General features: G+C 42.9%; 18 protein-coding genes and 1 pseudogene. 10 read left to right on the top strand and 9 right to left on the bottom strand.

Going from position 1 to position 26,268, the window contains the following annotated elements; all coding sequences use genetic code 11:
• Positions 1-141: 141 nt before the first annotated feature.
• Positions 142-971: pseudogene (locus tag ACT7WV_RS10825) on the top strand (IS5 family transposase).
• Positions 972-1,108: 137 nt separating this feature from the next.
• Here the strand turns inward: ACT7WV_RS10825 and ACT7WV_RS10820 are convergent.
• Positions 1,109-1,501 carry a recombinase family protein gene (locus ACT7WV_RS10820; RefSeq protein WP_445102915.1) on the bottom strand — a complete coding sequence of 131 codons (393 nt, stop codon included), beginning with the start codon at positions 1,499-1,501 and terminating at the stop codon, positions 1,109-1,111.
• Positions 1,502-2,203: 702 nt separating this feature from the next.
• Between ACT7WV_RS10820 and ACT7WV_RS10815 the strand changes: the two genes are divergently transcribed.
• From ACT7WV_RS10815 to ACT7WV_RS10795, 5 genes are all read left to right on the top strand, one after another.
• Positions 2,204-3,403: a response regulator gene (locus ACT7WV_RS10815; RefSeq protein WP_445102914.1), complete on the top strand. Its 1,200-nt coding sequence runs from the start codon at positions 2,204-2,206 to the stop codon at positions 3,401-3,403.
• Positions 3,404-3,528: 125 nt separating this feature from the next.
• Positions 3,529-3,894 (top strand): response regulator, encoded by a 366-nt coding sequence (locus ACT7WV_RS10810; protein ID WP_445102913.1) that lies wholly within the window; start codon positions 3,529-3,531, stop codon positions 3,892-3,894.
• Positions 3,891-4,448 (top strand): chemotaxis protein CheW, encoded by a 558-nt coding sequence (locus tag ACT7WV_RS10805; protein ID WP_445102912.1) that lies wholly within the window; start codon positions 3,891-3,893, stop codon positions 4,446-4,448. The genes ACT7WV_RS10810 and ACT7WV_RS10805 overlap by 4 nt, the downstream gene beginning before the upstream one ends.
• 229 nt (positions 4,449-4,677) lie before the next feature.
• Positions 4,678-7,044 (top strand): methyl-accepting chemotaxis protein, encoded by a 2,367-nt coding sequence (locus tag ACT7WV_RS10800; RefSeq protein WP_445102911.1) that lies wholly within the window; start codon positions 4,678-4,680, stop codon positions 7,042-7,044.
• Positions 7,045-7,300: 256 nt separating this feature from the next.
• A complete protein-coding gene (locus ACT7WV_RS10795; RefSeq protein WP_445102910.1) occupies positions 7,301-10,450 on the top strand; it encodes a hybrid sensor histidine kinase/response regulator in 3,150 nt (1,049 codons plus the stop codon).
• On the opposite strand, the gene ACT7WV_RS10790 is transcribed toward ACT7WV_RS10795, so the two are convergent.
• From ACT7WV_RS10790 to ykgO, 6 genes are all read right to left on the bottom strand, one after another.
• Entirely contained in the window at positions 10,419-10,553 is a 135-nt protein-coding gene (locus ACT7WV_RS10790; protein WP_445102909.1) for a hypothetical protein, read from the bottom strand. The genes ACT7WV_RS10795 and ACT7WV_RS10790 overlap by 32 nt on opposite strands.
• A 156-nt stretch (positions 10,554-10,709) precedes the next feature.
• On the bottom strand, positions 10,710-11,651 hold the full coding sequence (dacB, locus tag ACT7WV_RS10785) for a D-alanyl-D-alanine carboxypeptidase/D-alanyl-D-alanine endopeptidase (protein WP_445102908.1): 942 nt from the start codon (positions 11,649-11,651) through the stop codon (positions 10,710-10,712).
• Between the two features lie 480 nt (positions 11,652-12,131).
• The gene (gene tftA, locus ACT7WV_RS10780; protein WP_445102907.1) at positions 12,132-13,451 is read right to left on the bottom strand and encodes a hormogonium tapered terminus morphoprotein TftA; all 1,320 of its coding nucleotides are present in this window, start codon (positions 13,449-13,451) and stop codon (positions 12,132-12,134) included.
• Positions 13,452-13,696: 245 nt separating this feature from the next.
• Positions 13,697-14,809, bottom strand: coding sequence for a peptidoglycan-binding protein (locus ACT7WV_RS10775; protein WP_445102906.1), 1,113 nt, complete (start codon positions 14,807-14,809; stop codon positions 13,697-13,699).
• Between the two features lie 550 nt (positions 14,810-15,359).
• Positions 15,360-16,382, bottom strand: coding sequence for a porphobilinogen synthase (gene hemB, locus ACT7WV_RS10770; protein ID WP_445102905.1), 1,023 nt, complete (start codon positions 16,380-16,382; stop codon positions 15,360-15,362).
• A 543-nt stretch (positions 16,383-16,925) separates the two neighbouring features.
• Positions 16,926-17,081, bottom strand: a complete 156-nt coding sequence (ykgO, locus tag ACT7WV_RS10765) for a type B 50S ribosomal protein L36 (protein WP_445102904.1) — start codon at positions 17,079-17,081, stop codon at positions 16,926-16,928.
• 694 nt (positions 17,082-17,775) lie between these two features.
• Here ykgO and ACT7WV_RS10760 point away from each other — a divergent pair.
• From ACT7WV_RS10760 to ACT7WV_RS10750, 3 genes are all read left to right on the top strand, one after another.
• Positions 17,776-18,411, top strand: a complete 636-nt coding sequence (locus ACT7WV_RS10760; protein WP_445102903.1) for a GUN4 domain-containing protein — start codon at positions 17,776-17,778, stop codon at positions 18,409-18,411.
• A 199-nt stretch (positions 18,412-18,610) separates the two neighbouring features.
• Entirely contained in the window at positions 18,611-19,300 is a 690-nt protein-coding gene (locus ACT7WV_RS10755; RefSeq protein WP_445102902.1) for a hypothetical protein, read from the top strand.
• A gap of 61 nt (positions 19,301-19,361) precedes the next feature.
• Positions 19,362-20,567, top strand: a complete 1,206-nt coding sequence (locus tag ACT7WV_RS10750; protein WP_445102901.1) for a cytochrome P450 — start codon at positions 19,362-19,364, stop codon at positions 20,565-20,567.
• Between the two features lie 162 nt (positions 20,568-20,729).
• Here ACT7WV_RS10750 and ACT7WV_RS10745 read toward each other — a convergent pair whose 3' ends face one another.
• Complete coding sequence (locus tag ACT7WV_RS10745; protein WP_445102900.1) at positions 20,730-24,365, bottom strand: response regulator; 3,636 nt, start codon at positions 24,363-24,365, stop codon at positions 20,730-20,732.
• A 371-nt stretch (positions 24,366-24,736) separates the two neighbouring features.
• On the opposite strand from ACT7WV_RS10745, the gene ACT7WV_RS10740 reads away from it, so the two are divergent.
• The gene (locus tag ACT7WV_RS10740; RefSeq protein WP_445102899.1) at positions 24,737-25,420 is read left to right on the top strand and encodes a calcium-binding protein; all 684 of its coding nucleotides are present in this window, start codon (positions 24,737-24,739) and stop codon (positions 25,418-25,420) included.
• Positions 25,421-25,556: 136 nt separating this feature from the next.
• Here the strand turns inward: ACT7WV_RS10740 and ACT7WV_RS10735 are convergent, their stop codons facing one another.
• On the bottom strand, positions 25,557-26,216 hold the full coding sequence (locus tag ACT7WV_RS10735) for an SDR family oxidoreductase (protein WP_445102898.1): 660 nt from the start codon (positions 26,214-26,216) through the stop codon (positions 25,557-25,559).
• Positions 26,217-26,268: the final 52 nt, after the last annotated feature.

Below are 26,268 nucleotides of genomic sequence, written 5' to 3'. Positions count from 1 at the left end.
ACTGTTAGAGGGTGGCGGTTAATGGCATTCTCTGTAGATGGGGCATAAATAGACGGGTCGTCAAGTTCCATAGTTTAGTTAATAGACCTCTTGCAAAAGTCCAGTAAAAAAGAGATAAATAGGTCAGTATGAGGGAAAATAATGACCTATGAAAAGGTGAAAGACCTAAAACCCCAAGAGTTCAAACGCCTTTGTGGAGTTAGAAAAGAGACGTTTGCTAAGATGGTTGAGTTAGTGGAAACAAATGAAAAACAGAAGATAAAAACCGGAAGACCGTCCAAATTAAGTCCAGAAAATCAAGTATTGATGACGCTCGAATACTTACGAGAGTACAGAACTTACTTTCATATCGGTCAACATTGGGGACTTAATGAATCAACAGTATATCGAATAATTCGTAAAACAGAAGATATTTTAATCAAGTCAAAGGAATTAAGGATTCCGGGAAAGAAACAACTATTGAAATCGGGAAACCCAATAGAGATAGCAGTTATCGATGTAACTGAAACTCCCCTGGAGCGTCCTCAAAAAAACAGAAAAAGTTCTACAGTGGCAAGAAAAAAAGCGCACTTTAAAATCTCAACTTATCGTTGAAAAAACAGCAAAGAGATTATCTGTATTGCATGCGGCAAGGGTAAAGAACACGACTTTAAGTTGTTTAAACGGAGTAAAACCAATCTAAAGACAGAGATACAGTGTCTCGGAGATCGAGGATATCAGGGAATAGCGAAAATCGACAAACAAAGTCGGATACCCCATAAAAAACCCAAGAAGAGCAAACTATCAAAAGAACAAAAAAAGAGAATCATAAATTAGCTTCAGAGAGGATAGTGATTGAACATGTTTACCGTCGCCTCAAAATATTTAGAATTTTATCCGAGCGATATCGCAACAGAAGAAAAAGGTTTGGTTTACGCTTTAATTTAATTGCAGGCATCTATAATTACGAACTTCGTTTGAACTCAAATTAGTTAGCTGCCGCTACTTTTGCAAGAGGTCTAATGATTAAGTATAGTAGTTAAAGATACTAGTTTACTAGCGAGCAAGGCAGAGACAGGCAAAGATTGTCAGACATGGGAAAATTTGCCAGTAAAAATGCAACTCGTTATTAATCGGTGCTACTGTCTGGGTTGCCAGTACCTCTGCTTTGTTCTGAAGTGTTCATTTTAATTACGCCAGACACTCTGGTTGATTTACCGTAGAGCCTGTCTAGAACCCGCTTGACTGATATCTTTTTCCATTGTTGACCGCGCTTAGTTTTATAGCCATGGAAATTTAACCAGTCGGCAATTCTTTGTAGGGATTTGCCAGATTTATGATGACGGCGGATTAGCTCAATTATCTGCTGCTCGGCTGCGTCTTCGACGAGTTTACCATCGAGAGACTTTTGACCGAATGCTGGCGAACCATAGCCCGTATATTCCCCCTTAGCAGCTTTTGCTTTTCTAGCTTCGTCTAGTCGTTTGCAGACGCTTTCGTCCTCCTCTTTTTCGGCAACCATAACTCTTTAACAAAAAAACTTTTGCTCAATTTTATTGAATTAAGTGGACTAGCGCCAATAACGGCAAGGTTAAAGGAAGTATCCCAAAGTGGCAAATTGCTCACAGCGTCGAAGTCTGGGGCTATACAAGTTCAATCGCCAGGTACTTTGGCAAAAATGGGATGCTCCCAAAGTGAAATTTTCCAGGTAGGGATGTATAACTTGCTTTTATGCATGCGCAATTACGGAAACTTTTACTTAACTAATATGGCACTCTTTAAATTAATTCGCTTATAATTGTTGAGCAATAGGGGTCTACTCATAATTATTGATTTACACAATAAATACTATTTATCGTAGAAAATAATTGCCGTAAAAATTTTTATTTTCTATTAAATCAATAGCTAATTTTTCTAAGACCTAGTCGAGGAGACAGATGCTGTCATCTTTAAATTAAGTCAATACAAATTACCTACAGGCAAAGTCTGGGGCCCTATGAGAAAGAGTTAGAAGCTAAAATTGCAGAATTCCGAATGACCCTAGGGATGAATCAGAGGGTTTCTTGTCTCCAAGCAAAATTTTCTTTACTTTTCTATACATAAAAGCAGGGGCAACTTCAACTGATCCGCTACTCATTTGGGTAGCCATTCTAGTTACTGGATCCTGACTTGGAGATTTCTCCTTGGTAAACATAAAATGTTGAATTTTAGTTCGTACAGTCTTATGGTTAACAGTAACCAGCTCCTCAAGAGCAACCCTATCAGCTTGCTAAAAGAAACGGCTAGTAATAATAACAGTAGCTATATTCAAGTTACTGAGGATTCAGTGTTATGGCAGGTTCACTTTAGAAGTGGTAAGTTAACTTATGCCTGTTATAGTTTTACCTCACATCCGCTGCATTCATTGACTCGACTGAAGTATCATTTACACAGCACAGGTCACAAAGAAGCTGTTTCTGCGCTTGAGAATAATGTCCAAGAATTGTTAGTTAAAAATCAAAAAAATCAACCTTCGCAATATGAGTATCAGGCAATTCTCTGGTTGCTTGATCAGCAATACTTAACACCTTTTTCAGCCAAAGGATTAGTCCAACTATTGGTGAGAGAAGCTATTGAAGTATTTTTATCTCTAACAGAAGTCAACTATCGAGTTAAGCTGCAGACTCCTGAAATGCAGATATTTGGTGAATTTGAGCTGCAATCTATGATTGAAGAGTGTCAAAGACGATTGGGGGCGTGGCAATCCTTGGCACCAGTGATTCAGTCCCCTCATCAACGTCCTTATATATCTAGCCAATCTTTTTGGTATCGGGATAATCAGCAGGATAGGATTTTACCAACCGTCAAACAGCAATTGGCAACTCTTCTTAAAGGTTATAGTATCCGTCATCTAGCTGCTTTGCTCAAACAGGATGAACTGAAAATAGCTAAATTTTTACATCCTTATGTCGTAAATGGCTCGATTTTTTTACGGCAACCTGAATCGCCCTTCGACCAACTGCCCTCTATTTCTGCCCCAATTGCTCAATTACCTGTTGCTCCAAGTATACAGCAGAAGCCTTGCCCTCTGATTGCCTGTGTGGATGACAGTCCTAACACTTTAGATGAAATTGAGAGGCTGTTAGGTAAAGAAAATTTCTCCTTTTTTAAATGTTTCGAGCCAATTAAGGCAGCAATTGTCTTAAGGCGTATTAATCCTGACATCATTTTGCTAGATGTAGGAATGCCTGGTATGAACGGCTACGAACTGTGTCGTATGTTGAAAAACCATCCTTCATTTAAAAAGACGCCGATTATCATGGTGACAGGAAATCAGGGATTTCTTAGTAAAGATAAAGCAATGAGATCAGGGGCATCAGATTATTTAACTAAGCCTTTTACTAGAGCAAGTTTGCAAGCAATTGTAGCTAAATACTTGACTTAGTTGAAGTTTTCATGAAATGTAATTACCAGTCAAAAAACATCCTGTTTTTGACCACTGCGAGATGAATAAATTAAGGGGAATTCTAGTTACAAGTAAATTTAACAATTTTTGCGGGGCAACCAGACATGAATAAAGTTTTAGTCGTAGATGATGCCATCTCTGAATTGGAATTAATCAGCAGTTACTTGAGGCAGAGTGGATATACTGTCATTGCGGCTACTGACGCTAGGGAAGCGTTGAGTAAAGCTGTAGAACAAAAACCGGATGCCATTGTGGCTGACTTAGTAATGCCCGGTATGAGTGGTTTAGAACTTTGTCGTTGCCTCCAGCAGAATCCAGCAACTAAACAATTACCCATTATTGCTTGTACCTCTAAAAATAAAGACCTTGACCGCCTGTGGGCGATGAAGCAAGGAATTAAAGTTTACGTGACTAAGCCTTTTACTAAAGAGGAATTGATTAGTGCAGTTAAATATGGTCTAAATCAATGAATATTTCGGCACTTACGGCTGGGTTTAATCAATCAAGAGAAACTTTAGGCAAAGTTGATCTGGATAATGCTTATCTAAGCTTTCAACTAGACGAACAGAACCCCGCTGTTTTTTCTATGGACCAAGTAAAAGAAGTTATAGTCATCCCGGCACGGGAAATTACTCCTATGCCTAATGTGCCGGAGTGCGTGTTGGGACTACTAGCTAGGCGTAGCAGAGTCATGTGGGTAGTTGACTTGGCTCAAATGCTAACCTCAAAATCTCTTACTTCTAATATTCGTCAATACAAAGTCATTATTATTCAAGTTAATCAGACTCTTGGGCCGTCTAATCTGCTTCTAACACCATCTCAAAGCCAAGCTCTTTTAGGGTTAATTGTGCTGGAAGTAAAAGGGGGCGTCCGCTTCCCAGTTGATTTAATTAAATCACCGCCAGAAAATCTTTCCTTAAGTTTAACTCCTTGTTTAAAGGGATGCGTCCGACAACCCGACAGCATACTGTTGGTACTGGATGCTGAAGCGATTGCTCACTCCCTAAGGTTGCAAAGCAATTAAACTTTTCCGTGCTAATACCTACACTGACTTAAAAATAGACGCTCCAGAGGTAGGGAAACAGAGAAATTAATTTTCATGTGTCCTAGTGTAAGCAATTGATAACAGTTACTTGCAGATTGGACTGTTAGTTAGTGGGTATGCCTTAGGCTTCCTTCTGCCTTCGTGTTCCTTAATACCCTTATATTTTGCGCTTGCGCTCCCGATTTTAATCTTTAAGGTTTATTCAACCATGACACAAAAATCTAACCTCCAAAACGGCGCTAATAGTAACGGCTTATCTGTTAAAGGCTCACAGACCGACGATTTCCCGCCTGATCTCTTGCCCTCCCCACAAAATACGGTGGATATTCAAGCAAATCAGTTGTCGCCAAAAACCGGCACTCAAACCTTGCCGACTCAAAAGCAGCGAACCCCTTGGTGGAACTTAACAAGCTTGCGCATCAAAGCAACGGTACTGGCGGTCTCCTTCAGCACGGTTCCAGTGGTGCTGATCGCAATAGCGTCCTACTATACTGCCAGTAAGGGGATTAGGGAGCAAATTATTCAAAGCGAACTAATCAAGGGCCAAGATTTGGAGGACAAGTTAGAGCAGTTCATTCGACAGCGATATAAAGACATTATCCAGCTGGCGGACTACGAAGCCTTTACAGATCCCGAAGTGCAGGAATTCTATACTCCTGAGAAAAAAAATCAAGTCCTCAATCTTTATAATGACAATTCCCAGCTCTACGAGAACATCGCTACCTTTGACCTCAAGGGCGACTTGCTGTACACCTCGAAGAATAATGCTATTACCAAAGCAAGTGGTCTTGACTGGTTTGAGGCAGGGCTGACGGCGGATGACCCAGTCATTGTTGATCCGCGCCCAGCCGTAACTGATAAAAAATTTAGTACTTTTGTCGCGGTTCCCATCAAGGATCGAGAAACTGGCAAAACCACCAGTATTTTACGTACCCGTGTTCCGATGAGTGTTATTAGCGAGGTGTTCGGTGTCGATATCGATACTAAACAGGGTGAGGCATTCTACCTAACTGATTCTCAAGGTGCAATTACTGTCTCAAGTGACCCAGAGACCGTACAACAAAATATTGAGGAGATATTCCCCAACTTGGCTGCTCAAATCCAGCAAGCTGGTGAGGAAGGGCTGACCAAGATTGCGACTGAGAATGGAGAAAAACAAATTTTCACCTACTTACCCAATCAAAACATCTCTGAGGCTTATGGTCTAAACTGGGGATTGCTGCTCACACGTCCGACCTCGGTTGCTTTTGCGCCCCAAAGACAGTTACTCTCAACGCTGTTGTTAGGGACAGTCATTTTCGCTGTGTTGGTGGCGGTGATTGCTGCTACTATCACCAGGCAAGCTACCTTACCAATTCTGGCTGCTGCGGATGCAGTGGAAAAAATTGGTCAAGGTGGACTCGATACTCGCGTTGATATTAAAGGGGAAGATGAAATCGCGCAACTAGGGTCTAATATCAACTTAATGGCTGACCGGATTCAAACTCTCTTGGTTGAGAACGAAGAAGCAGTAAAACAGCAAGCAGCGGCTCAAACTCAAGCTGAAAGTGCCGAAAAAGAGAGGCAACGGAGTGAAGCGTTACAGTACGAACTTACCCAACTACTCAATGAGATGGAAGAGGCATCTAAGGGAAACCTAACGGTGCGAGCCGACTTAACTGCTGGTGAAGTGGGTATTATCGCCGACGTATTCAATACTATTGTGGAAAGTCTGCGCAAGATTGTTGTCCAGGTCAAACAAACAACCACTCAGGTCAATACTTCTATTAGTGAAAACCAGGGTGCGATCCGGCAACTAGCCGATGAAGCACTAGCCCAAGTTGAGGAAATCGCTAACACCCTCAATTCAGTTGAGCAAATGTCGAACTCCATTCAAGAAGTAGCTAAGAACGCCAGTCAGGCAGCTGAAGTAGCCCGTAGTGCCTCCACAACAGCTCAAGAAAGCGGTGTAGTGATGGATCGTACGGTGGCAAGTATCTTGAACATGCGCTCAACGGTAGCAGAAACGGCAAAAAAAGTGAAGCAGTTAGGGGAATCCTCCCAGGAAATTTCCCAGGTAATTTCGCTGATTAATGAAATTGCCCTCAAGACTAACCTGCTGGCTGTTAATGCTGGTATTGAGGCAGCACATGCTGGTGAACAGGGTAAAGGCTTTGCTGTAGTTGCCGAACAAGTGGGCGAGTTAGCTGAACAGTCGGCTGCTGCTACCAAAGAAATTGAGCAGATTGTCAAGAATATTCAGACAGGAACCAAAGAAGTGGTGGAAGCCATGGAACTGGGTACTACTCAAGTAGTAGAAGGAACTAATTTGGTACAGGAAACCAAGCTGAGTCTAGAGCGAATTCTTGAAGTATCGCGCGAGATTGACCAGTTTCTGCAATCTATTTCTCAGGCAACAGTGTCTCAAGCAGAAACATCTCAACTGCTTACCAATCTGATGAAGCAGATTGCTCAATCTTCTCAAGGAACCTCAATGTCCTCGCGTCAAGTAGATAGTGCCTTGCGAGCAACGGTAGAGGTTGCCCAGAAGCTACAAGTAGCTGTGGGTCAATTTAAAGTTGGCGAAGAGGCGTAGCACCAAGTTCAAAAAAATGCTACGACTAGTCTGGCTTGAAGTAATAAGTAATGTTTACTGTTTGAATTAGACTAAATTTTGTGCATATTACTTTAATTTTGACTGATTATCCTTCGCTTTCCTCCTAGCGTCCCCTTTGAGGAGAGGGCATGCTTATTACTTGACAAAATATTTGTCGCAACTCTAAAGAAAATTGGTGTGATCTCAACTCCCTCGATATCTGCTTTGCTCAGTTTCGCCTCAGTTAAATAAGACTATGTCGCAAGATGCAGAATGTGAAGTCCGGCTCAAATTTCTGGACGAAATTAACGAACATCTCAATACTATTGAATCGGTTTTACTCGGGTTAACCTCAACGGGCACTGACTCTCAACAAATGGATGGGGCGTTGCGAGCCGCTCATACCGTCAAAGGTATTGGCTCAATGATTGGCTGCCATTCTTTGAGTGATCTTGCTCATCATCTTGAAGATTACCTGAAAATTTTAAAGGTTCGTAGACGATCGATTCAAGTTGATATCAAACTAGAAACCCTGCTTTTACAAGGAGTTGACTGTCTGCGTCAGGTCAGCTCACTACATCGTCAGGAGCAAGTGGTACAACAGCAGTGGCTAGATAGTTATGCCAAGCCGATCTTCGAGCAACTGCGTGAGCGATTGGGAGAGCTTCAAGACAGCGATGAGGCGGCATTGCTCTCTGAAGATGAAGAAGCGGACATCGCAGTGGTTATGTTCGAGAGTGAAGTGGAAGGTTTACTGCAACGACTCGAAGCAGTATTAGCAGATCCACATCAATCTTGTCTGCGGGAAGAACTCGATATGATGGCCCAGGAGTTGGGTGAACTGGGTCAAATGCTCCAACTAGAGGCTTTTATTAGCCTGTGTGCTTCCATCCATCAACAACTAGCAGCAGCACCGCCTGAGGGTGTGGAAGCAGTTGCCCTGAAAGCGCTCAAAGCATGGCAGCGATCGCATGCTCTAGTGGTCATGGGTAAGAGGGAAAAACTGCCTACTCAAATCGAGCCGAATAACCCGACTGACGATAGGTTAGAAACCAGCGTTGGAGATATTGAAGCAGATTTAACCTCCACTGTATTTTCCCTCACGACAATTCCAGAAAAATTCGAGGAGGAAGCCGAAAACTTCAACTCTTGTGAATTCTCAGATCAAGCTGAAACGGTAGATTTCAACTCATCTGAACTCCCGAATTTAGAAGCAATTGAAGACCTCGATTTCTCTGAACTCCAAGAGGTGATCGCTAACTTTGACCCCTCCAAGCTTCAGCTTGAATCTGAACACTCCTCATTTAACACTGAAGCGATTCCGATTGAAGCCATAGAAGTCTCAGCTAGCTCTACGACACCAAAACCACAGCTAGATTACACTCCTGCGGCTCAACTTCAAGAAGCGCCAGAAAATACAGTTCGAGTACCAGTTAAGCTATTAGTGCAGTTAAATGATTTGTTTGGGGAGCTGATTATTCAGCGTAATTCCTTGAACTCGCGCTTGAAAGAGGTAGATGAGTTATTCGATACCTTTCGCTATCGAATGCGCAGTTTGGAGCTCTCTAACACTCAACTACAGGTTATCTGCAACCAGCTTGCTACTGAGGGTGCAGTTCCCCCTTCATCATCCCATGACTTTTCTTCAATTCTCAGAGGAAAGCCGATGCCCTCTTTCTGGTCAAAGCCGGAGGGGTTAGTTAGCTATCAGAGTGAGTTTGACATCCTGGAAATGGATCGTTACAGCAATCTACACCTGCTATCTCAAGAACAACGGGAAACTGTGGTTCAACTCCAGGAAGTAACCGGAGATATTAAACTAAGCATGAGGGGTGCTAAGCAAACACTCAGGGAACTGAACCGCTCAGCAAAAGAGCTTCAGGTCAATGTTACTCAAGCTCGCATGCGTCCTCTGTCGGACATTGTCGAGCGATTTCCTCGGGTTGTGCGGGATTTGTCTGTGCAATATGGCAAAACTGTAGAACTTCGGCTTTACGGCAGTTCCACATTGATTGACCGAGTGATCTTAGAGGCTCTCAAAGATCCCCTGATGCACTTGCTCCGCAATGCCTTTGATCATGGTATTGAAGATCCAGCCACTCGTAGGGCTATGGGTAAATCGCCCCAAGGCACAATTGAAATCAGAGCTGTTCACCGAGGAAATCATACTCTGATTGAGATTAGTGATGATGGGGGTGGTATTAATCTTAATAAAATTCGCGATCGCGCTAGGCAAATTGGTATTGATGAGTTTCAGCTCAACCAGTTTAGCGAAGCAGAATTGCTATCGCTGATTTTTGAGCCAGGATTCAGTACTGCTGGGCAAGTAAGTGCTCTCTCCGGTCGAGGCATCGGTATGGATGTAGTTCACACTAACCTCGAACAAGTCCGAGGCGATATTAAAGTCGATACTCAACCAGGAGTAGGCACAACCTTTACGATTACTATTCCCTTTACCCTCTCCATTGTGCGAGTTCTTTTGGTAGAAAGTGGCGGGATGCGATTGGCGTTTCCTACTGATGCAATTAGCGAGATGGTTCGCTTTAAGACTTTAGATCACTTTACTTCCCTAGATCAAGAGTTCATCGATTGGGAAGGATTAACTTTGCCCCTAATTCGTCTGGAGCAGTGGTTAAAGTTTCGCCGTCCTGGTGGAAATGTTGATTCTGAAGCCTCACCGACAATTAGCGAGCCCTTGGTCTTAATTGTTTCTCAAGGCAATGATTTGCAAGGAATCTATGTAGACCGCTTTTGGAGAGAACAAGAAGTAGTCATCCGTCAGGTGGAAAACATTATGGGTCTTCCTTCTGGTTTCAGCGGCTGTACAATTTTGGAAAATGGTCAGGTAGTACCACTAGCAGATGTCTCAAAAATGCTGGAGTGGATCGCTAGTATCGGCTCGTCTTCTAGTAGTTCTCAACCTGAGCAAAAACAGCTACAACATAGCCTAGAGTCGGAGAATAATTTCTTAGAGCCCATCACCACTCAACCTCAAAGGGATACTATTTTAGTGGTCGATGACTCCATTAATATGCGCCAGTTTTTAGCTACTACTTTAGAAAAAGCTGGTTATCAAGTTGAGCAAGCTAAAGATGGTCAAGTTGCTGTTGATAAGCTGCTTAGTGGCTTGTCTGTGCAAGCTGTGATCTGTGATATCGAAATGCCTCGGCTAGATGGCTATGGCTTATTGACTGAGGTCAAGTCCCATGCCAACTTCCAAGAATTACCAATTATCATGCTAACTTCCCGCAGTAGTGAAAAGCATCGCCAGCTTGCCATGCGCTTGGGAGCGATCGCCTATTTCACCAAGCCTTATGAAGAGCAAGAATTATTACAAACCATTAAACAATTAATCAAAAACTCAACGGGGAAAATTATGGCTCAAGCAACAGTAGTGCGACAGTAAAAGTTGTGCCTACTACTGTTTGCTCCTGAGCAATCGGTTCTAGCTTTGCTGTACCGCCTGCTGGTAAGCAACCTGATGCTTTTAGGCTAAGGTCTTTTGCCATCACTTCTCCCTACTGGAATAGTCAATTGACACTCCCTGACCTAATTCTGATTCTACCCAGATGCGACCTCAGTGACGCTCCAGGATTTTCTTACAGATAGTTAGGCCCATCCTTTACCGGGTCTTGTCTACGCTGTACAGGCGCTCTACATAAAGATTAACAAGGAGTTAGCTGAGTAAGTCTTAGTACAATTTCATCAACCGCTCCCACTAAAGTCTGTCCAGATTGAGATGGTTGATTGACTATGATACTAAAAACAATTGTCCCGTAGTCAGGATGTTCTAAATATCCCGAAAGAGCCCTAACTCCCTTCAAAGTACCAGTTTTGGCGTGAACTTTTCCTTGAACTGTGGGATAGTGAAGTCGATTTCTCAGAGTACCGCTCACTCCAGCAACGGGTAAAGAGGGGTAGAAAACTTCTCTAGCATTGGCAGAATCCATCGCTTTGAGAATGGCTACTAAGGCAGTGGGAGTCGCTAAATTTTGTCGAGACAATCCTGAGCCATCTACCTGTTGGTAACTTTTGGGGTCAACTCCTAACTGAGCTAAAGTATCCTTGACAACTTGAGAACCTCCCAGGGTACGCAGTAAGGTGTCTGCATAAGAATTGTTGCTATTGAGGTTCGTCACCCTAACCCATTCTGCCAAAGATGTCGAGCGAATTGGAATCTTTGGATCTAGCTTTTGCAGAGCAGCAGCAGTGGTTAAAAGCTTAATGTTGGAGGCGGGAATAAGATATTGATCAGCGTTGTGTCGGTATAAAATAGTTTCTTCTGATAAAGATTCAACCAAAATACCCCACTTACCTCTGGCAAAAGAAGGACGCTCAATGATAGAGTCAATAGTTGCTTCCAGGAAGTTGGGACAAATGCCGTTGTTAGCTCTCTCCGGACGAGGAACAAAGATTTGGGTAGGTTGTACTTCTCTCGGAGAGCTATCAGAAGGTGGAACCGAAATTTCGACAGCTCTAACAATATCTTGATTCAAATCGGCAATTTTAGTGGCGCTAGCTCCCCTGGGGGTGATGGGGTTTACCGTAGCAATGACGGTTACGGCGAGCATTGCCAAGGATTGTAGTCTGTAACTAATTTGTTTCATGTTCAGGAAGAGCTTTTATTACGCGTAAATTCTGTGACTAAGGCATGATACCCGGATAATTTCTCCGACAAACCAGAATAGCTGAATTTTCCATAAGCTATGAGCTAAAAAGGTAAAGCATCAGAAAAAATGATCTATTTTGGCATTTTTAATCAAAGTTAACTATTTAGTTAGCTTTGATATAGACTCTTGACTATACCTGTTGTCTTCAAAGATGCATTTGCATCAACTTAGTCGTACTTAGTAAAGTAACCTAAGAAGGGAAAGAAACAAAGTTTCCTTTTTTATACATCTCAGCAGTAAACTAGTCCGTATCTCTTGACAAAAGGGATATCAACAAGATGACGGACTAGCGATAGAAATCACGGCTTTTGTCAGCAATTGAACACAGTTGCGTTTGTCAATAGATAATTAGAGCTATCTGGTTAAGCCTGGGGAAATATAACAGATGAAGCTCACTAAACTTCAAAAAACTAAGTATCAGACAACTCCATAAAGACGCATCATAATTGCCCTAATCTTCATGCCGTAATCAGACTCAGGATGCCAACGTTTTCCCAAATCATAAATTAAGGGAGCAACTGCTCGGGGAACACAGCCAAAACGAGGATCTACTATTGGTGGCTGCCTAACTATATCTTTGCTGGCGTAAGCCTTAAGATGTTGGATGTGAGCTTTGACCCCTGTTTTAACATCCGGGAAGCAAGCAGCAGTTGAACCGCCGCCAGTTGCGCCGAGAGAGCCAAAGTTATTTTGCTCAGGTTTTAGTGAACCACCAAAGTTTAAGTAGTTTGTTTCTAGACACATCTGAGAAAAAGCAACATCATGATTGACGCCCTCAATTGCAGCCTGTTCTATGTAAAGCTGTGGTAAGTCAGGAAAATTGCTCAGAGCCTTTTCATTGTGGCTTGATAAAAAGCTTGTGAGTTGAGTTAGCGTAGTATTTCCCAATCCCATTATTTCTTCAGATGCTGATAGTTCAGTTTGGTGGTTGAGGTTTAAAATTACGGTTCTTGTTGAATTTTCCCAACTTACTGCTACACCAAATTGCTGTAAATCAACTGCTTTAACATAGACAACACTGCCATAACTAATGAGACGAATATCAGGAAAGGCAGTGTAGTCAATTCCTAAGAGTTCGACCAAATCTACAGGAATATAAGAATTATTATTAACAAGAATTCCTCTTTCTGTATAGTCATTATTTTTAATACGGATGTTGATAATAGGAAATTCAGGTTCTGGGTCTTTGGGTGTTTGACCGCTCCATTTAATCAAACCAACCGTAATACCTTTAGCAAAATTTTCACGTTCATTTTGAAGTAATCTTAAATCTTCGCGATTGTCAATAAAACATAATTCTAGAAGAATAGATGCAATAGCTACTCGGCGACAAAAAGCTAATCCTTGGGGAAACTGAGAGCTAGTGTCCGGTTTTACGCCACGACTAGTAAGTCCGGGAACAGCCGCTAGTAAAGAATCAAGCAAGAGTTGTGCATCTTTTTGTCGTTGACTATTATTAGCAATATGAAACGCTTCAGTACCTCGAACAGAACCGTTAAAAATGTTGCCGTGAAGTTCTACCGCAACATCACCCCGCACGGAATTAGCATTAATCCAGCTAATTGTTTCTTGCAAATCCAGATTATCAGGAACAGATACAAACTCAACTCCAGTGGTTTGGAGTTCTTTAACCACTAAGTCACGAGTGAGCATCATTTCTCTAGATTCTGTCGTTCCTAGAGCCACGGCTCCGGTGTTTCTCAGGTCATGACCAGCTGAAACGATAATACGTCCCATTTATCTACCTCTATTTTCTAAAAAAGTCTTGTGTTTGTCTTGTCGCGTTAGTAAGGACTCTGTTAGACGGATAATCTTAGTTTGCTAGCTTTATCAGACTTTAGCAGTACCGTCTCTGGGTAATCTGATAGTGGACAGTTAGTCTGGCTAAGGAAGAAATTTTTAGCTTTTTACATCTAGTTATTTTGCCCAGATTTCATATCTATTTTGGGCAAGTTTTTCAAGAACTTCACTGCTGATTCAGGTCAAATAGATTGGACTTTTTCAACACCTAGTTCAGCAAGAGTTGCAGAACCAACAATGCCATCATCAACTAAGTCTTGTCTACTTTGGAAAATTCTGATTGCCGTCTGAGTTCCCGGTCCATAAATACCATCGACTTCGATAGGAAAGCCGGCTTCAAGTAACGCCTGCTGAACTAGGCGGACATCCTCACCCTGCATAAATGGTCGGCTTAAGCGCAGCACCCGAAAGTTGAGGATCGAGATATCAAATCCCTCTACAGGAGAGCTATTGAGTCCCCTCTCTGTGTCAGAACCATAGGCTCCGTCTATAACAAGACGGTCACTGATGTTGTGTTTGTTCCAAAGACGCTGGAAGGCTCGCACAGCGACGGGACGAATATCGCGGGTTCCTCCTCCCACGAAATCGAAATGGACAGCATCGTTGGGTCCAAGCCACCTCCAACCCCATCTTTCTAGGAAAGGTCTCCAGCCTTGATTATCTGAGATATCAATTGCTAAACCACTTTGGTGATTGCTTCTAGGTGGACGAGCAGCCAGAGAAATTCCGCATCTGCGGTTTTGAAAATGGTTAAAAAGAATGAGTTGCTGAGCAATAGTTCGATAAGCCGAGTTAATCTGCATTTGAATACCTCGCTCTTGGATAGCACGCTCTAGCCCTCTTTTAGCAGGTAATTGCAGCAAAGGCCAAACAGCAGGTTCAAGGCGCACATTCAAATCCTCAAAACTGACTAAGACATTAGGAATTAAAATGTTCATCTCGGCAATAATCTGCATGTCCAGTCCCCGAACAATTGAGGTTGAGCAGGATGTAACCTCTCTAACCATGAGCGATATAATGGGAACCACTGGCGGTGTCTCAAGTAGCACCATTCGATCACCCTCAACAATCTGAATGTGACCTTTAAAGACAAGCCAGGTATTTCTGTCTTTGAAACTATCTTGAGCAAAAGCTACTCGGACATGGGCATTATCTTCTTCAAGAAAAGCCCAACTATGAAGTTCTAATTCCGTACCTTGCGGGATACTTTGTTTGTCATTGTCGGCGAGTTGAGAGCTGTCTATTGGTTTTTGTTTGAGGACGGTATCCTCGATGATTTTTAGCTTCAAAGCCATCTATTTTTCCCTTGATAGATTGAAAGATCTAGGGTTAGATCAGAGTTGTATCCAAACTTAAATTTCTTGCTGGACAGCTTTTTTGTCGTAGCATAACACCATAAGTATTTATATGGGATTAGGCGGCACACCCAGCAATACTGCTGCCGGATTTAATAATACTTAGTCAGCGAACATAGAGCTTAGTTTTGTTAGGTTTAACAAAGGCAGCGGTGCAGAAGGAATTACGGATACTCGATAGAGTCTACTTCTTGGATAACAGACTCTGATGAGAACGTCCAATGTTGATCAACAATCTTCAACAGTTTCGGCAACTATAGTGGGGATTCGTAAAGAAACTTTAATTAGCATCTAACTCTTACTAAATCAGGAGCGCGGTTAATATACTCAGCGACGTTAGTGCCACAGAGTTTACAATTGTAAAAACTTTCACTGCTAATACTACTAGGGAGATTTTCAACAACTTTAGGGATTGAAGCACCAAAAAATCCGACCTAGCAACTGTAGGTCGGAGTAATTAATACTGGAGAGGAACTAAAAGTGTTCTACTCTATCGCAATATTAAAGCGACTTCTTTAGCGAAATAAGTCAAAATTAGATCAGCACCTGCTCGTTTGATACTGGTGAGAGTCTCCAGCATGACTTTTTTTTCGTCAATCCAACCCTGCTGACCAGCAGCCTTAATCATGGCATACTCACCGCTAACATTGTAAGCTGCTACGGGTAGCTGAGTGTGTTCTCGCACTCGGTAGATTATGTCAAGATAAGGCAGAGCCGGTTTCACCATGACGATGTCTGCTCCTTCTGCAATATCAAGGTCAATTTCTTTGATGGCTTCTAAAGCATTGGCTGGATCCATTTGGTAAGTCTTTTTATCACCAAACTTGGGTGCTGAATCTAGAGCATCGCGGAAAGGGCCGTAGTAAGCAGAGGCATATTTGGCAGAGTAGGCGAGAATGCTTACATTGGTGTAACCTTTGGCATCCAAACCTCTACGAATTGCTCCGATTCTGCCATCCATCATGTCAGAAGGAGCCACCATATCGGATCCAGCTTCTGCTTGGGAAACCGCCATCTTTACCAAGACTTCAACGGTGGGGTCATTCAGTATGACACCATTTTCATCGACAATACCATCATGACCATCGCTAGAAAAGGGGTCGAGGGCAACATCGGTAATTACCATGATTTCTGGCACAGCTTGCTTGATTGCCCTTACCGTTCGCTGCACTAACCCTTCTGGGTTATAGCTTTCAGTGCCAGTGGCATCTTTTTTTTCTTCAGTCACAACTGGAAAAAGCGCGATCGCATTAATTCCCAACTCATACACTTCTGAGACTTCTTTAAGCAACAAGTCTAGGGAATAGCGATAGCACCCTGGCATAGAAGCAACCTCAACTTTAAGATCTTCACCTTCCATGACAAATAAAGGATAGATCAGGTCATTCACGCTCAGTTGAGTTTCCCGTACCATCTTGCGTATAGCCTCTGTGCGACGCAAACGTCGGGGACGTTGGTGCAAAGGCACTTGAGCAGAGATAGCAGCATCATCAACGGGGTGGGATGAGGACATAAAGATATAGTGAGGGCAACTTCAGTAGATTACAATAATAATGGTTATCGGACACCGGGACTAAAAGTTTGTTCTTGAAATAAATCTTTTAATTGTCCCAGGTAAAAGTACTCTAAAATTACCCATGTCAGCTCGACGAACTGCTAGTAGCAGACCTGAACAAAAAGAATACAGAAGTTCAGGGGAATTCTGAACTCCTGAACTTCTCCCCTGGTTCATTCTGAAGTTCTTTCAAGCTAATTATGTTTTAGGTGTATTAGCCGTCGGTGTGTTCGTTGCTAGTTCAGCGCTGAAGCGTCAATACAGGAAAAAGTCTCGTATATCCAAGAATTGGGATTGACGAAGATGGGCAAAATTTAAGCCTCTGATCAACTCCACTCTCAAGCAGAACTCAGGAGTCAGGTTTGGCGTTTAGGGTTCACAATTCAGCCTGATTTCTGATTTTTGATTCCTAAATTGTGGTGGCTATCTCCTGACTCCTGGTTCTTACTTCCCGTGTGTTTTTCAGGCAAATGAGTTGCTCAAGTAATAGAACAGTTGGGTTTAGCCGTTACCTTTTTTCTTGTTCTTGCAGCCGCCCTGACGAACTTTATATCTGGGGTCGCTTTTGCAAATGACGTATAAACGACCACGGCGGCGCACAACTTGGCAATCTCTGTGCCGATTCTTCAAGCTTCCGATTGAGCTAACAACCTTCATTACTTTTGCTCCTCTGGTTAGTGACAATATCCTTCAAAATTAAAGTAAATTTCTCGTTTAAAGTCAACAATGGCAAATACTAGTTTAACCTGTAAGCTTTGTTTTAGTGAACAATCGGCAAAAAAATAAATTTATTTATCAATGAGTATCCATCATTTTACAGTGAATAAATATAAAAAAACTAAGCAAAATTGGAGCAATTACAGTTTGGTAAACCAGAGAAAAAAAGAGCATTTAATCTAGACTTTAAATAACTGTAAACCCCCAAAAAGACTTGCTTTTTTCTTCTCAAGCGCTACGAGTATGAAGCTGTCATCTTTAAAGCGACTATTGATCACATAATTTATCCTGTGCATCCTACAGATTGACTCTACCAGCTTGATCAGTTTATTCTCCAGAAAGATACAAGCTTATCCATCATCGCTTTGGCATTTTTGGCACTTGTTGTTGCCTCAAGGGTTGCAGCCTAAATCTGGCTCGAACAACTAACGGCTGACAAAGGAAACTTTCCTTAACTCCATCCCCGTCTCTAGTGCATAGGCAAGTGCATGAATGCCTTACCTAACTATGATAAACCGAAAAATAGCCATAGCAGGAGACACCTTCAGCCTTAAAGCCTTCCTTGCCACAGAATCAAGAGCGGCGATTGAGTAAGAAGCAAAAAACCTAAAATTATCAGTAGGTAGATTAACTTATGGCAAACCTGAATAGTGAGGATGACTTTAACCTAAGTACCCAGTTATCCGAACTTAAAACCCAGTTGAGTCAAATTGGCGCTCGTTTAGAGGTAATCGAAAAAAGTTTAGATCAAGTATCAACTCTATCGAAAAGAATTTCTCGGTTAGAGGAGAATTTTTTGCTAGTTGCCGATGTCCATAGATATCAAAGATTGCGCGATTACTTAGCAACTGGTAGCTGGTCAGAAGCTGATCAGGAAACTATTCGGTTAATCCAGGATATAGCAGGTCAGACAGATCTAGAAGAACTTAGACCCAATGACATTAGAACATTTCCCTGTAGTGGAATCAGAATTATTGATCAACTCTGGCTTACTTACAGTGATGGACGTTTCGGCTTTAGTGTGCAGTTACACATTTATCAAAGTGTCGGTGGAACTCTCAATACAACTATTGAACAGAATCAGGATATCTTAGAAAAATGGGGTGAACAGGTAGGATGGCGCAGGAATAACAAATGGCTAAAATGCAGTGAGCTTGATTATAGCCTTAATGCACCCGTTGGCTGTCATCCTTCAAGGTGGTGGAATTCGCCCTATGGATCGAAAATGACCAACTATTTTTTATCTCGCCTGATGAGTTGTGAGTTGTGAATTGTAAAATGTCAAAAATTCAACTGACGACTTTTCTGTGGGAGAAGCGCATTTTTACCGTCATTAGGTAGGCAAATTAGGTAATTTCACGGTTGGAAAAGAAAAGTAATAAATAAGTAATTCCACGGTTATTGAAAAAGCATCGATCAAGTTTAATTTATTGAGTAAAGCGTAATGCATAGCACAACAAAAAGACCAAATGAATCCTTCACTGCTCAATAAAAAAGCGCCGATTAAAGATAATTCAAATCAGCTAAAAAATAAGGAGATCTCGAATTATGTGCGGAGTCTCTACGGAGATATTCCTATTTCTCTTTGTCCTTTCACGGAAAGGGAAATAGCCGAACTTGAATACAATAATGAGTTACTTGTCTACCTTCCGGCAAAACTCTCGATGAGTGAACTCTGTAAGCAGTTTGAGATTAATGCTAATGTCAACTTTAAGCACGAAACCATGATCAGAAATGCTCAGAAAAATGAAGATCAGTGGTTCATCACATCTGCTTCCAAAACCCCAGAACTAATTTATCAGACCGGAATATCAGCCAAGCGGATCTACGAAGATGAAGGCTTACACGGTATGGATTTTAGGCGTTACCTCGCCTTCGTCGCGACCTTTAAATACAAATTTGATTGCTTTCCAGATCAGACATACTGGACGTTTCTATTGTCGGGAAGTTACGACCGAAGCGGAGTGTCAGTTGTCGGATTTGATTCCCAGGGTGTATTGAATCACCATGGTTGGATGAAAAACTTCAAAGCTAAGTATGTCGGATCGAGGTACATAGTTATTGCTCCGAGAATTGAAGTATTGCCAGAAACTGAGCAGCTACAGAGGGCAAGTAGAGGAAAACGTGGCACTCAGGGTAGAGAGGCAGATACAGAATAGGGTAGTGCCTCTTTGACATCAAAACTCATGTCCCCTATTGAAATAATCTCCGGAGTTCGTGGTGAAGTATGACTTACTTAGCCCCTCATTTTGTGCTAATCCCGGGACTATCTGGCATCAGATGCAAACCGAGGATCCAGTGTATTGGCACCCTCTGCTGGAGTCCTGGATTTTAACCCGCTACGACGACATTCAACGCGTTATCCGTGAGCCGCGTTTCTCTGTGGATCGGAGTGGACAAATCGGAAAGGGTGGATCACAAAGGGTGCAAGACAAACTTGATTGGTGCAATCACTTCTTCGCCCAATGGATGGTTTTTTCCGATCCACCGAGGCATACTAGACTCCGCGCGTTGGTTACTAAGGCATTTACCCGACAGTTGATGGACGACTTGCACTTCTCCATCAAGAACCTCTCGGAAGAACTGCTTGACAAAGTTGAAGGGTTTGGGAGTATGGAGGTTATTAGCGACTTTGCCATCCCTCTTCCTGCCCTCGTTACCGCTCAGATGTTTGCCATTCCCAGAGAGCATATTGCAGACCTTAAGCAGTGGACTAATGACATGTTCACTTTATTTGGGGCAGGTTTAGCAACAGACGAGGTTGTTGAAGCAACTTACCGCAGCGTTGTCGCCTGTAGGGAATATTTTGACACTCTGATTTTACAACGCCGCCAAAGCCCAGGTAACGACCTGATCAGCCAACTAATTTCCGTCGAAGAGCAGGGAAGCATCCTCAGTGAGGAAGAACTTAAAGCAACCTGCATCACCCTAATCGCTGGTGCCTACGAAACAACAACCCACTTGATTGGCAATGGAGTTCTGGCACTACTGCGACACCCAAATCAGCTACAAACGCTTTGGGAAAATCCCGAACTCATTGGCAGCGCAGTGGAAGAAATATTTCGATACGACGGTCCAGCTTTAAGCGTGGTTCGGCGGGCAATCGAGGACATCGAAATTGGCAGCAAGCAGATTCGGACTGGAGAGAAAGTTTACTGCATGTTGCATGCCGGAAACCGCGATCCAGCAAGCTTTCCCCATCCAGATAGACTAGACATTAAGCGTCAAGATAACCGTCATCTCGGACTAGGGCTAGGTATCCATTTCTGCTTAGGTGCAGCACTTACACGGCTTGAAGCAAAACTTGCGATCAACGCTATGATCCAGCGCTTCCCGAATCTGCACCTCGAAACCGATGAGCTAACTTGGGTGCCAAATTTGGCAATTCGCGGTCTTAACTCTTTGCCTGTAGTGTTTTCTGCGTAGCATCATTGATAGGGTGCCCTCTTTGCTTAGAGTAATAGAGAGAGGCGATCGCTTCTTCACAATTACTGACCTATTTAACTAGCTAATTTCTCAACAAATGTGGCATGTTTAGTAATCACTCCCTTCTAATTTCAGTAGGATGAAATTAGAAGGGAGTGATTGCTATCTTGACTCTGCTTGCAAAGCTGTCTTAACTCTTCCGTACTCAAGCTCAACCTGTGCCATAATTTGTCTTGCCCCTACAGTAGTACTTGAGCGTCCCGCAATTTCCAATTGCTCACAAAGCTGTGAAAGCTTGATTGCACCAAGTGAAGCACTGCTCGATTTGAGCGTGTGAGCTGCTTGTCCCATGGCTGCTGCGTCAGTTTTGCTGACCGCCGTATCCATTTTTTCTAGTAGTAATGGCGCTTCTTCTAAGTAAAGCTCAATCAATTGAGCCAGCAAATCGGAAGCATCTGACCCCATCGCAGCACGAAAAGCTTGCAGCACCGAAGCGCTAATTACCTCTTCTACTTCTGCCACTACACGAGCTGATGAGGGATTCTCAACACCAGTCTTAGACTGCTCTATCGACCTAATTAGCTCCTCTACCCGGATTGGTTTACTAATGTAGTCGTTCATTCCAGCAGTGAGACATTGGTCGCGATCGCCTTCCATGGCATTAGCTGTCATGGCAATAATCCAGGGCCGCAAAATAGATGACCATTCCTGACAAATCTGCCGCGTTGCCGTTAAACCGTCCATTTCTGGCATGTGTACATCCATAAACACAATGTCATAATGCTGACGATGCAAAGCGATAATCACTTCTAAACCGTTACCGGCCACATCCACCCGGTAACCCATGCGTGCCAATAATTGTAGAGCTAACTGCTGGTTTACTTTATTATCTTCGGCAACCAAAATTTTTCTCGGCAGTCTTTGAGCCATCGTGGGGTCAAGTTGCATCTTTCTGGAGGGAAAAGGCTTGGCCTTAACCGGCTGTCCACTTAGAGCTTGGACTAAAATGTTGTAGAGTTGAGACTGCTTGATCGGCTTGTTTAAGAAAGCCACAAACCCAAGCTTCGTGGCCTCAGACTGTAGTTCCGAGTTATCCACTGAAGTTAACATCAGCAACGGTAATCCCCGACAATTAGACTGCTGACGAATGAGATTAGCCAAAGTCAGACCATCCATTTCAGGCATTTGCATGTCAAGAACAGCTACGTCAAATTTTTCTCCACGAGAGAGCCAGTTTAATGCCTCTAAACCAGACACAGCAGCTTGAGAGAGCATCCCCCAAGACTCCGATTGTAGAGTGAGAATTTTACGATTAGTGGCATTGTCATCTACGATTAGCAGCCGCTTTCCAGTCAATTGAAACTCGGTCTCGATGGGATTCTTTAGCAAGTAACTAGGATGGGAAGCGACAATTATCGTAAAGTAAAAGGTAGAGCCAGCTCCTACTTGACTCTCTACCCACATCCTGCCTCCCATCATTTCGCTGAGATTTTTGCTAATTACCAGACCCAAACCCGTACCCCCATACTGGCGAGTAGTAGAGGCATCAACTTGACTAAAAGACTTGAATAGCCGATCAATGCGGTCTTGGGGAATGCCAATTCCTGTATCTTTAACAGCAAAGCAGATTTCGTATCTAGGGGAATTGGTTCTCTGTGCTTGAGCAGTCTTGGTTAGTTTCTGGGCGGTAACCGATACCAAAACTTCCCCAGAGGGAGTAAATTTAACGGCATTGCCAATTAAATTGACTAAGATTTGCCGAAGTCGGGTAACATCTCCAACAACCCAGTTGGGAATGCTAGGCTCAAAGAAATAGGCTAATTCTAGTTTTTTTTCCGCTGCCCTGATCGCTACTAGATCGAGAGCTTCCTCAATACAAATTCGTAGCTCAAAAGATTGTTCTTCTAAATCCAGCTTACCGGACTCAATTTTCGAGAAGTCGAGAATATCGTTGATAATTGTCAGCAGTGCTTCTCCACTACTACGAATTGTTTCAGCAAAATTTTGCTGTTGCGACGTCAGTTTAGTGTCGAGTAGTAGTCCAGTCATACCAATGACGCCGTTCATGGGAGTGCGAATCTCATGGCTCATAGTTGCTAAGAATTCACTTTTGGCTTGATTAGCCGCTTCTGCTGCCTGTTTAGCCACCTCCAAGGCAATATTTTGTTTAGTCAATTGCTCCCTAGCCTCGGCAATTGCGAATACTTGAGGTAGCGTTGTCCAACAAGCAATAGCGATCGCCATAAAAGACAGGGTCAGTAGCACAACCACTAAGAGATTGTTGCCAGTACTGGTACTAACGCTTTCTAACTTATCTCGAACCACCCAGCTAATAGTAGCTGCACCACAGACTAAGGCAATCAGAACTACTACCTGAAGTCCGACAAAATCTTTGCTTTGATGGCTAACTCTTAGTTGCCGATCCTTGGTTAGCCAAGCTGGAATTGACTTCCAGGAAAAGCGATGGATTGCAGCATCGATCGCTAAAAATTCTATGGGTAACAGAAGTCCTGTCACGATCTCTTGCCAACCCCAGGCTTTCCCAGCAATGACCAAGACAACCGCCTCAACCAAAAAGAAGCCTCCAGACCACCAAGGCCATTTCACTTCTGGTCTTCCTCGACACAGCCAAAGTGCCAGATGGAACACCATAAAAGAGACGAACCAGCATGTCCCTGTCACAATAACAATTCGGTTGACATCTCCCCACACTAGACACAAAAGACTAATTAAAAAAGTACAAACTAAACCAAGTCCGAGAACGCTGTCTCGGTTCCCCATAGCAAATACTGACGAAAGATGACCGTCGAGGGAGAGTTGGTATAAGATACGGGGACAGACAGCCACTGTTGTGGCACAAAGCAGCAAGGCACTGGAAGCAATCATCAGGGTCACGAGAACTGAGGCGGATTGACCCCATAATGGCTGGGCTGCAACTAACATGTTCAAAAATACGTTGTCGCCTAGTTCTGGATCAGTGGCTAACCGCATGAGTACCCAAAACCCGCCGATAAAGACAATGGGCATCAACCAAGCTGTAAAAGAAAGACAGCGCAAAGTTTTAGATGGTTGTCGGCTATCAGCAACAAATACGGCGGCTGTTTCACAGCCATAGGCAAGAAACGCTCCACTGCCAAAGTACCATTGTGCCCATTCTTCTAAACTCAGGCTACTACCACTGTCTGACCCTACCCAGCTAGTCGGCCAAAGACCAGGACTAGCGGGTGAGAAAGCTAGCCATCCTAAGCCTTGGATGCAAAACACAAGTAAGAATCCTACTGCCGGGAGAACAAAAATTAAGTGTAGAATCGCCAAAGCACGGGTGCCACTAAAGGCAACAAAATAAGCTAAGCAAGTAAATCCTATTCTGAATAGCGTTTCAGAGAAAGGAATACCCAGGGGTTCAAGATTATCTTTGATTAGATCCGTGAGAATGAGGGCGTTGATTGGTGGTAAAGCTGCCCAGGCAATAAAGTAGGCGATCGCCCCGTAGCGTCCGAGAAGCGGATAGTTGCTCAGCAGCCTCGCGGTATAAGCAGGTGTTCCCCCCAACATCTCTGGCCAGTGTTCTCCCAAACGCCTTACCTGCCGATTTTCTAGTAAACCCACGAAAGTTGCAGGCAACAAGACCAAGATGCCTTGTGGTCCAAGGACGGTATTCATTGCTGGCGCCACGCTAAGCCATACAAGAATCGTCATCAGACCAAAACCCCAGGTTTCCAGCACACTCAGACCCTGGAAGGAGCGATCGCTAGAAGACTGATGCTGAACCTTACCGAGAATAGGCTGAACTGGCATTATTTTTTGTTGTTTCTCTGAGGATGATAAGTGGGATTTACGAATACCTTATCTTTCTTGAGTTTGTGGCAAAACCGTGTAACTGCGGAAGAACAGAGGCTTATCAAAACAGAACATCCCATTTATTCAGTAATTCCCCGATTGCTAGAAGCAGGGTTTCTTGTCAGGTATTAAAAATTGGGTGCTAAGCCGCTTTCCAAGACTCAATACTCTAATCAGCTATTTAATTTTTCTAGAGAAAATCAACACAAGAAGTCAGGGAAGATAATTTAAGCTGCTATGCCATAGAAAAATTAAGTATTGTAACTTTCTGCTTCAAAACTAAGCATCTTTTACTGATTAGTAAATAGCAACCCAAAGTAAAGGAGAAAATGATGATTGAAGTTGCTAACTTAATCAGTAGTAGTTTTTCGTTCAAAAATAAAATTGAAGGTGACGCTGGAAATAACTATCTCAAGGGCAACAATACTCCAACGTGGGTTTACGAAAATGGTTCGTATTTGTTAAAACCAGCGGATGACGCCATCTATGGTTATGCTGGCAACGATACTTTAACAGGTCTTGGCGGCGACGATGATCTGTATGGCGGATGGGGTAATGACAAGCTTTACGGCGGAGCTGATGACGATCTACTCAATGGTAGTTTTGGTAATGACACACTAATTGGTAGTACAGGAGACGACACGCTAATCGGTGGCGCTGGTAAGGATTTCCTGGAAGGGGGAGTTACCAGTTCAGGTCAATCTGGGTACGACACCCTCACGGGGGGCAGTAATGCAGATATCTTCTCTCTTGGCTACAACGGCACCTATTACAAAGGATCTGGCTACGCTACCATTACCGACTTTGACCGTGCCGAGGGTGATAAAATTCATCTTACTGATTATGGTAGCGATAATATTAGCTTCTACTCCCTTGGTACTAGTAACTGGGGTGGTGGTGACGCCCTAGATACAAAAATCTACTTCCAAGGTGATTTAATTGGTGTAGTACTAGATAAATCTAATATGAGCTTTGGCTTAGACTTCAAGTTTGTTCCATACGTTGTTACTTAATCTGAACTGGATTTTATAGTAAAACAACGTCAAAATAAATTTGAATGGTAAAGGGAAATATGCATCTTCCACTTACTCTATCAAGCTGTCAATTTAAGGTTGATAGATTACTATTTAAGTAATTTTCGTCCATCTCTTACCAAGGCAGAACTTCTCCGTTAGCATGCCAAAATGTGCCGGAGTTTTCTAGATTAAGCTGATGAATTCGGGCCAAAAGTCCTTTGACAGCTTCAGCGGGAGGGATGCCATTATGAGCTGTCATTTCTGTACTAACTAAACCAGGATGGAGGATGGCAACAGCAATTTGGCGTGGTTGCAAATCAATAGAAAGAGACTTGCCAGCCATCGACAAAGCAACTTTGGACATGCGGTAGCCGTAGGAATTTCCAGAGGTATTGTCAGTAATAGAACCCATGCGGCTAGTAATTATGGCGATTTTGGCACCAGCGCCTAAATTGGGTAATAAAGCTTGAGTGAGGCGTAAGGTTCCCAAAGCGTTTACCTCAAACTGTTGCCTGATGCCATCAAAGTCAAGTTGCGAGAGGGTATTTTTCTTCAAAATTCCGGCATTATTGATCAATACATCAATCGGGGTATTCTTCAAGCTTACTACCAAATCAGCTACCGACTGCTCTTGAGTAATATCAATTCCTTGCTGTACCTGAATTCCTAAGGCATTGAGATCTTCTGAAGTACTACGGCAAACAGCAATAACAGTTTCTCCTGATTCTTTTATTTGCCGACAAAATTCAAAACCAATACCACGGTTAGCACCTGTCACTAAATAAGTAGTCATGTTTATCCCTTAACTCGAACTATTTATTATTCAAACGAGTTTTGGAAAATTT

The sequence above is a fragment of the Symploca atlantica LB2515 genome, from assembly GCF_052546295.1.
The sequence above is the reverse complement of the archived record's forward strand: the minus strand, read 5'-3'. Positions and strand labels throughout refer to the sequence as shown.

Excerpts from the sequence above, each read along its gene's own strand:
- ACT7WV_RS10820 (WP_445102915.1), bottom strand. The coding sequence starts at position 1,501 with ATGGTTGCCGAAAAAGAGGAGGACGAAAGCGTCTGCAAACGACTAGAC.
- ACT7WV_RS10815 (WP_445102914.1), top strand. The coding sequence starts at position 2,204 with ATGGTTAACAGTAACCAGCTCCTCAAGAGCAACCCTATCAGCTTGCTA.
- ACT7WV_RS10810 (WP_445102913.1), top strand. The coding sequence starts at position 3,529 with ATGAATAAAGTTTTAGTCGTAGATGATGCCATCTCTGAATTGGAATTA.
- ACT7WV_RS10805 (WP_445102912.1), top strand. The coding sequence starts at position 3,891 with ATGAATATTTCGGCACTTACGGCTGGGTTTAATCAATCAAGAGAAACT.
- ACT7WV_RS10800 (WP_445102911.1), top strand. The coding sequence starts at position 4,678 with ATGACACAAAAATCTAACCTCCAAAACGGCGCTAATAGTAACGGCTTA.
- ACT7WV_RS10795 (WP_445102910.1), top strand. The coding sequence starts at position 7,301 with ATGTCGCAAGATGCAGAATGTGAAGTCCGGCTCAAATTTCTGGACGAA.
- ACT7WV_RS10790 (WP_445102909.1), bottom strand. The coding sequence starts at position 10,553 with ATGGCAAAAGACCTTAGCCTAAAAGCATCAGGTTGCTTACCAGCAGGC.
- dacB (WP_445102908.1), bottom strand. The coding sequence starts at position 11,651 with ATGAAACAAATTAGTTACAGACTACAATCCTTGGCAATGCTCGCCGTA.
- tftA (WP_445102907.1), bottom strand. The coding sequence starts at position 13,451 with ATGGGACGTATTATCGTTTCAGCTGGTCATGACCTGAGAAACACCGGA.
- ACT7WV_RS10775 (WP_445102906.1), bottom strand. The coding sequence starts at position 14,809 with ATGGCTTTGAAGCTAAAAATCATCGAGGATACCGTCCTCAAACAAAAA.
- hemB (WP_445102905.1), bottom strand. The coding sequence starts at position 16,382 with ATGTCCTCATCCCACCCCGTTGATGATGCTGCTATCTCTGCTCAAGTG.
- ykgO (WP_445102904.1), bottom strand. The coding sequence starts at position 17,081 with ATGAAGGTTGTTAGCTCAATCGGAAGCTTGAAGAATCGGCACAGAGAT.
- ACT7WV_RS10760 (WP_445102903.1), top strand. The coding sequence starts at position 17,776 with ATGGCAAACCTGAATAGTGAGGATGACTTTAACCTAAGTACCCAGTTA.
- ACT7WV_RS10755 (WP_445102902.1), top strand. The coding sequence starts at position 18,611 with ATGAATCCTTCACTGCTCAATAAAAAAGCGCCGATTAAAGATAATTCA.
- ACT7WV_RS10745 (WP_445102900.1), bottom strand. The coding sequence starts at position 24,365 with ATGCCAGTTCAGCCTATTCTCGGTAAGGTTCAGCATCAGTCTTCTAGC.
- ACT7WV_RS10740 (WP_445102899.1), top strand. The coding sequence starts at position 24,737 with ATGATGATTGAAGTTGCTAACTTAATCAGTAGTAGTTTTTCGTTCAAA.
- ACT7WV_RS10735 (WP_445102898.1), bottom strand. The coding sequence starts at position 26,216 with ATGACTACTTATTTAGTGACAGGTGCTAACCGTGGTATTGGTTTTGAA.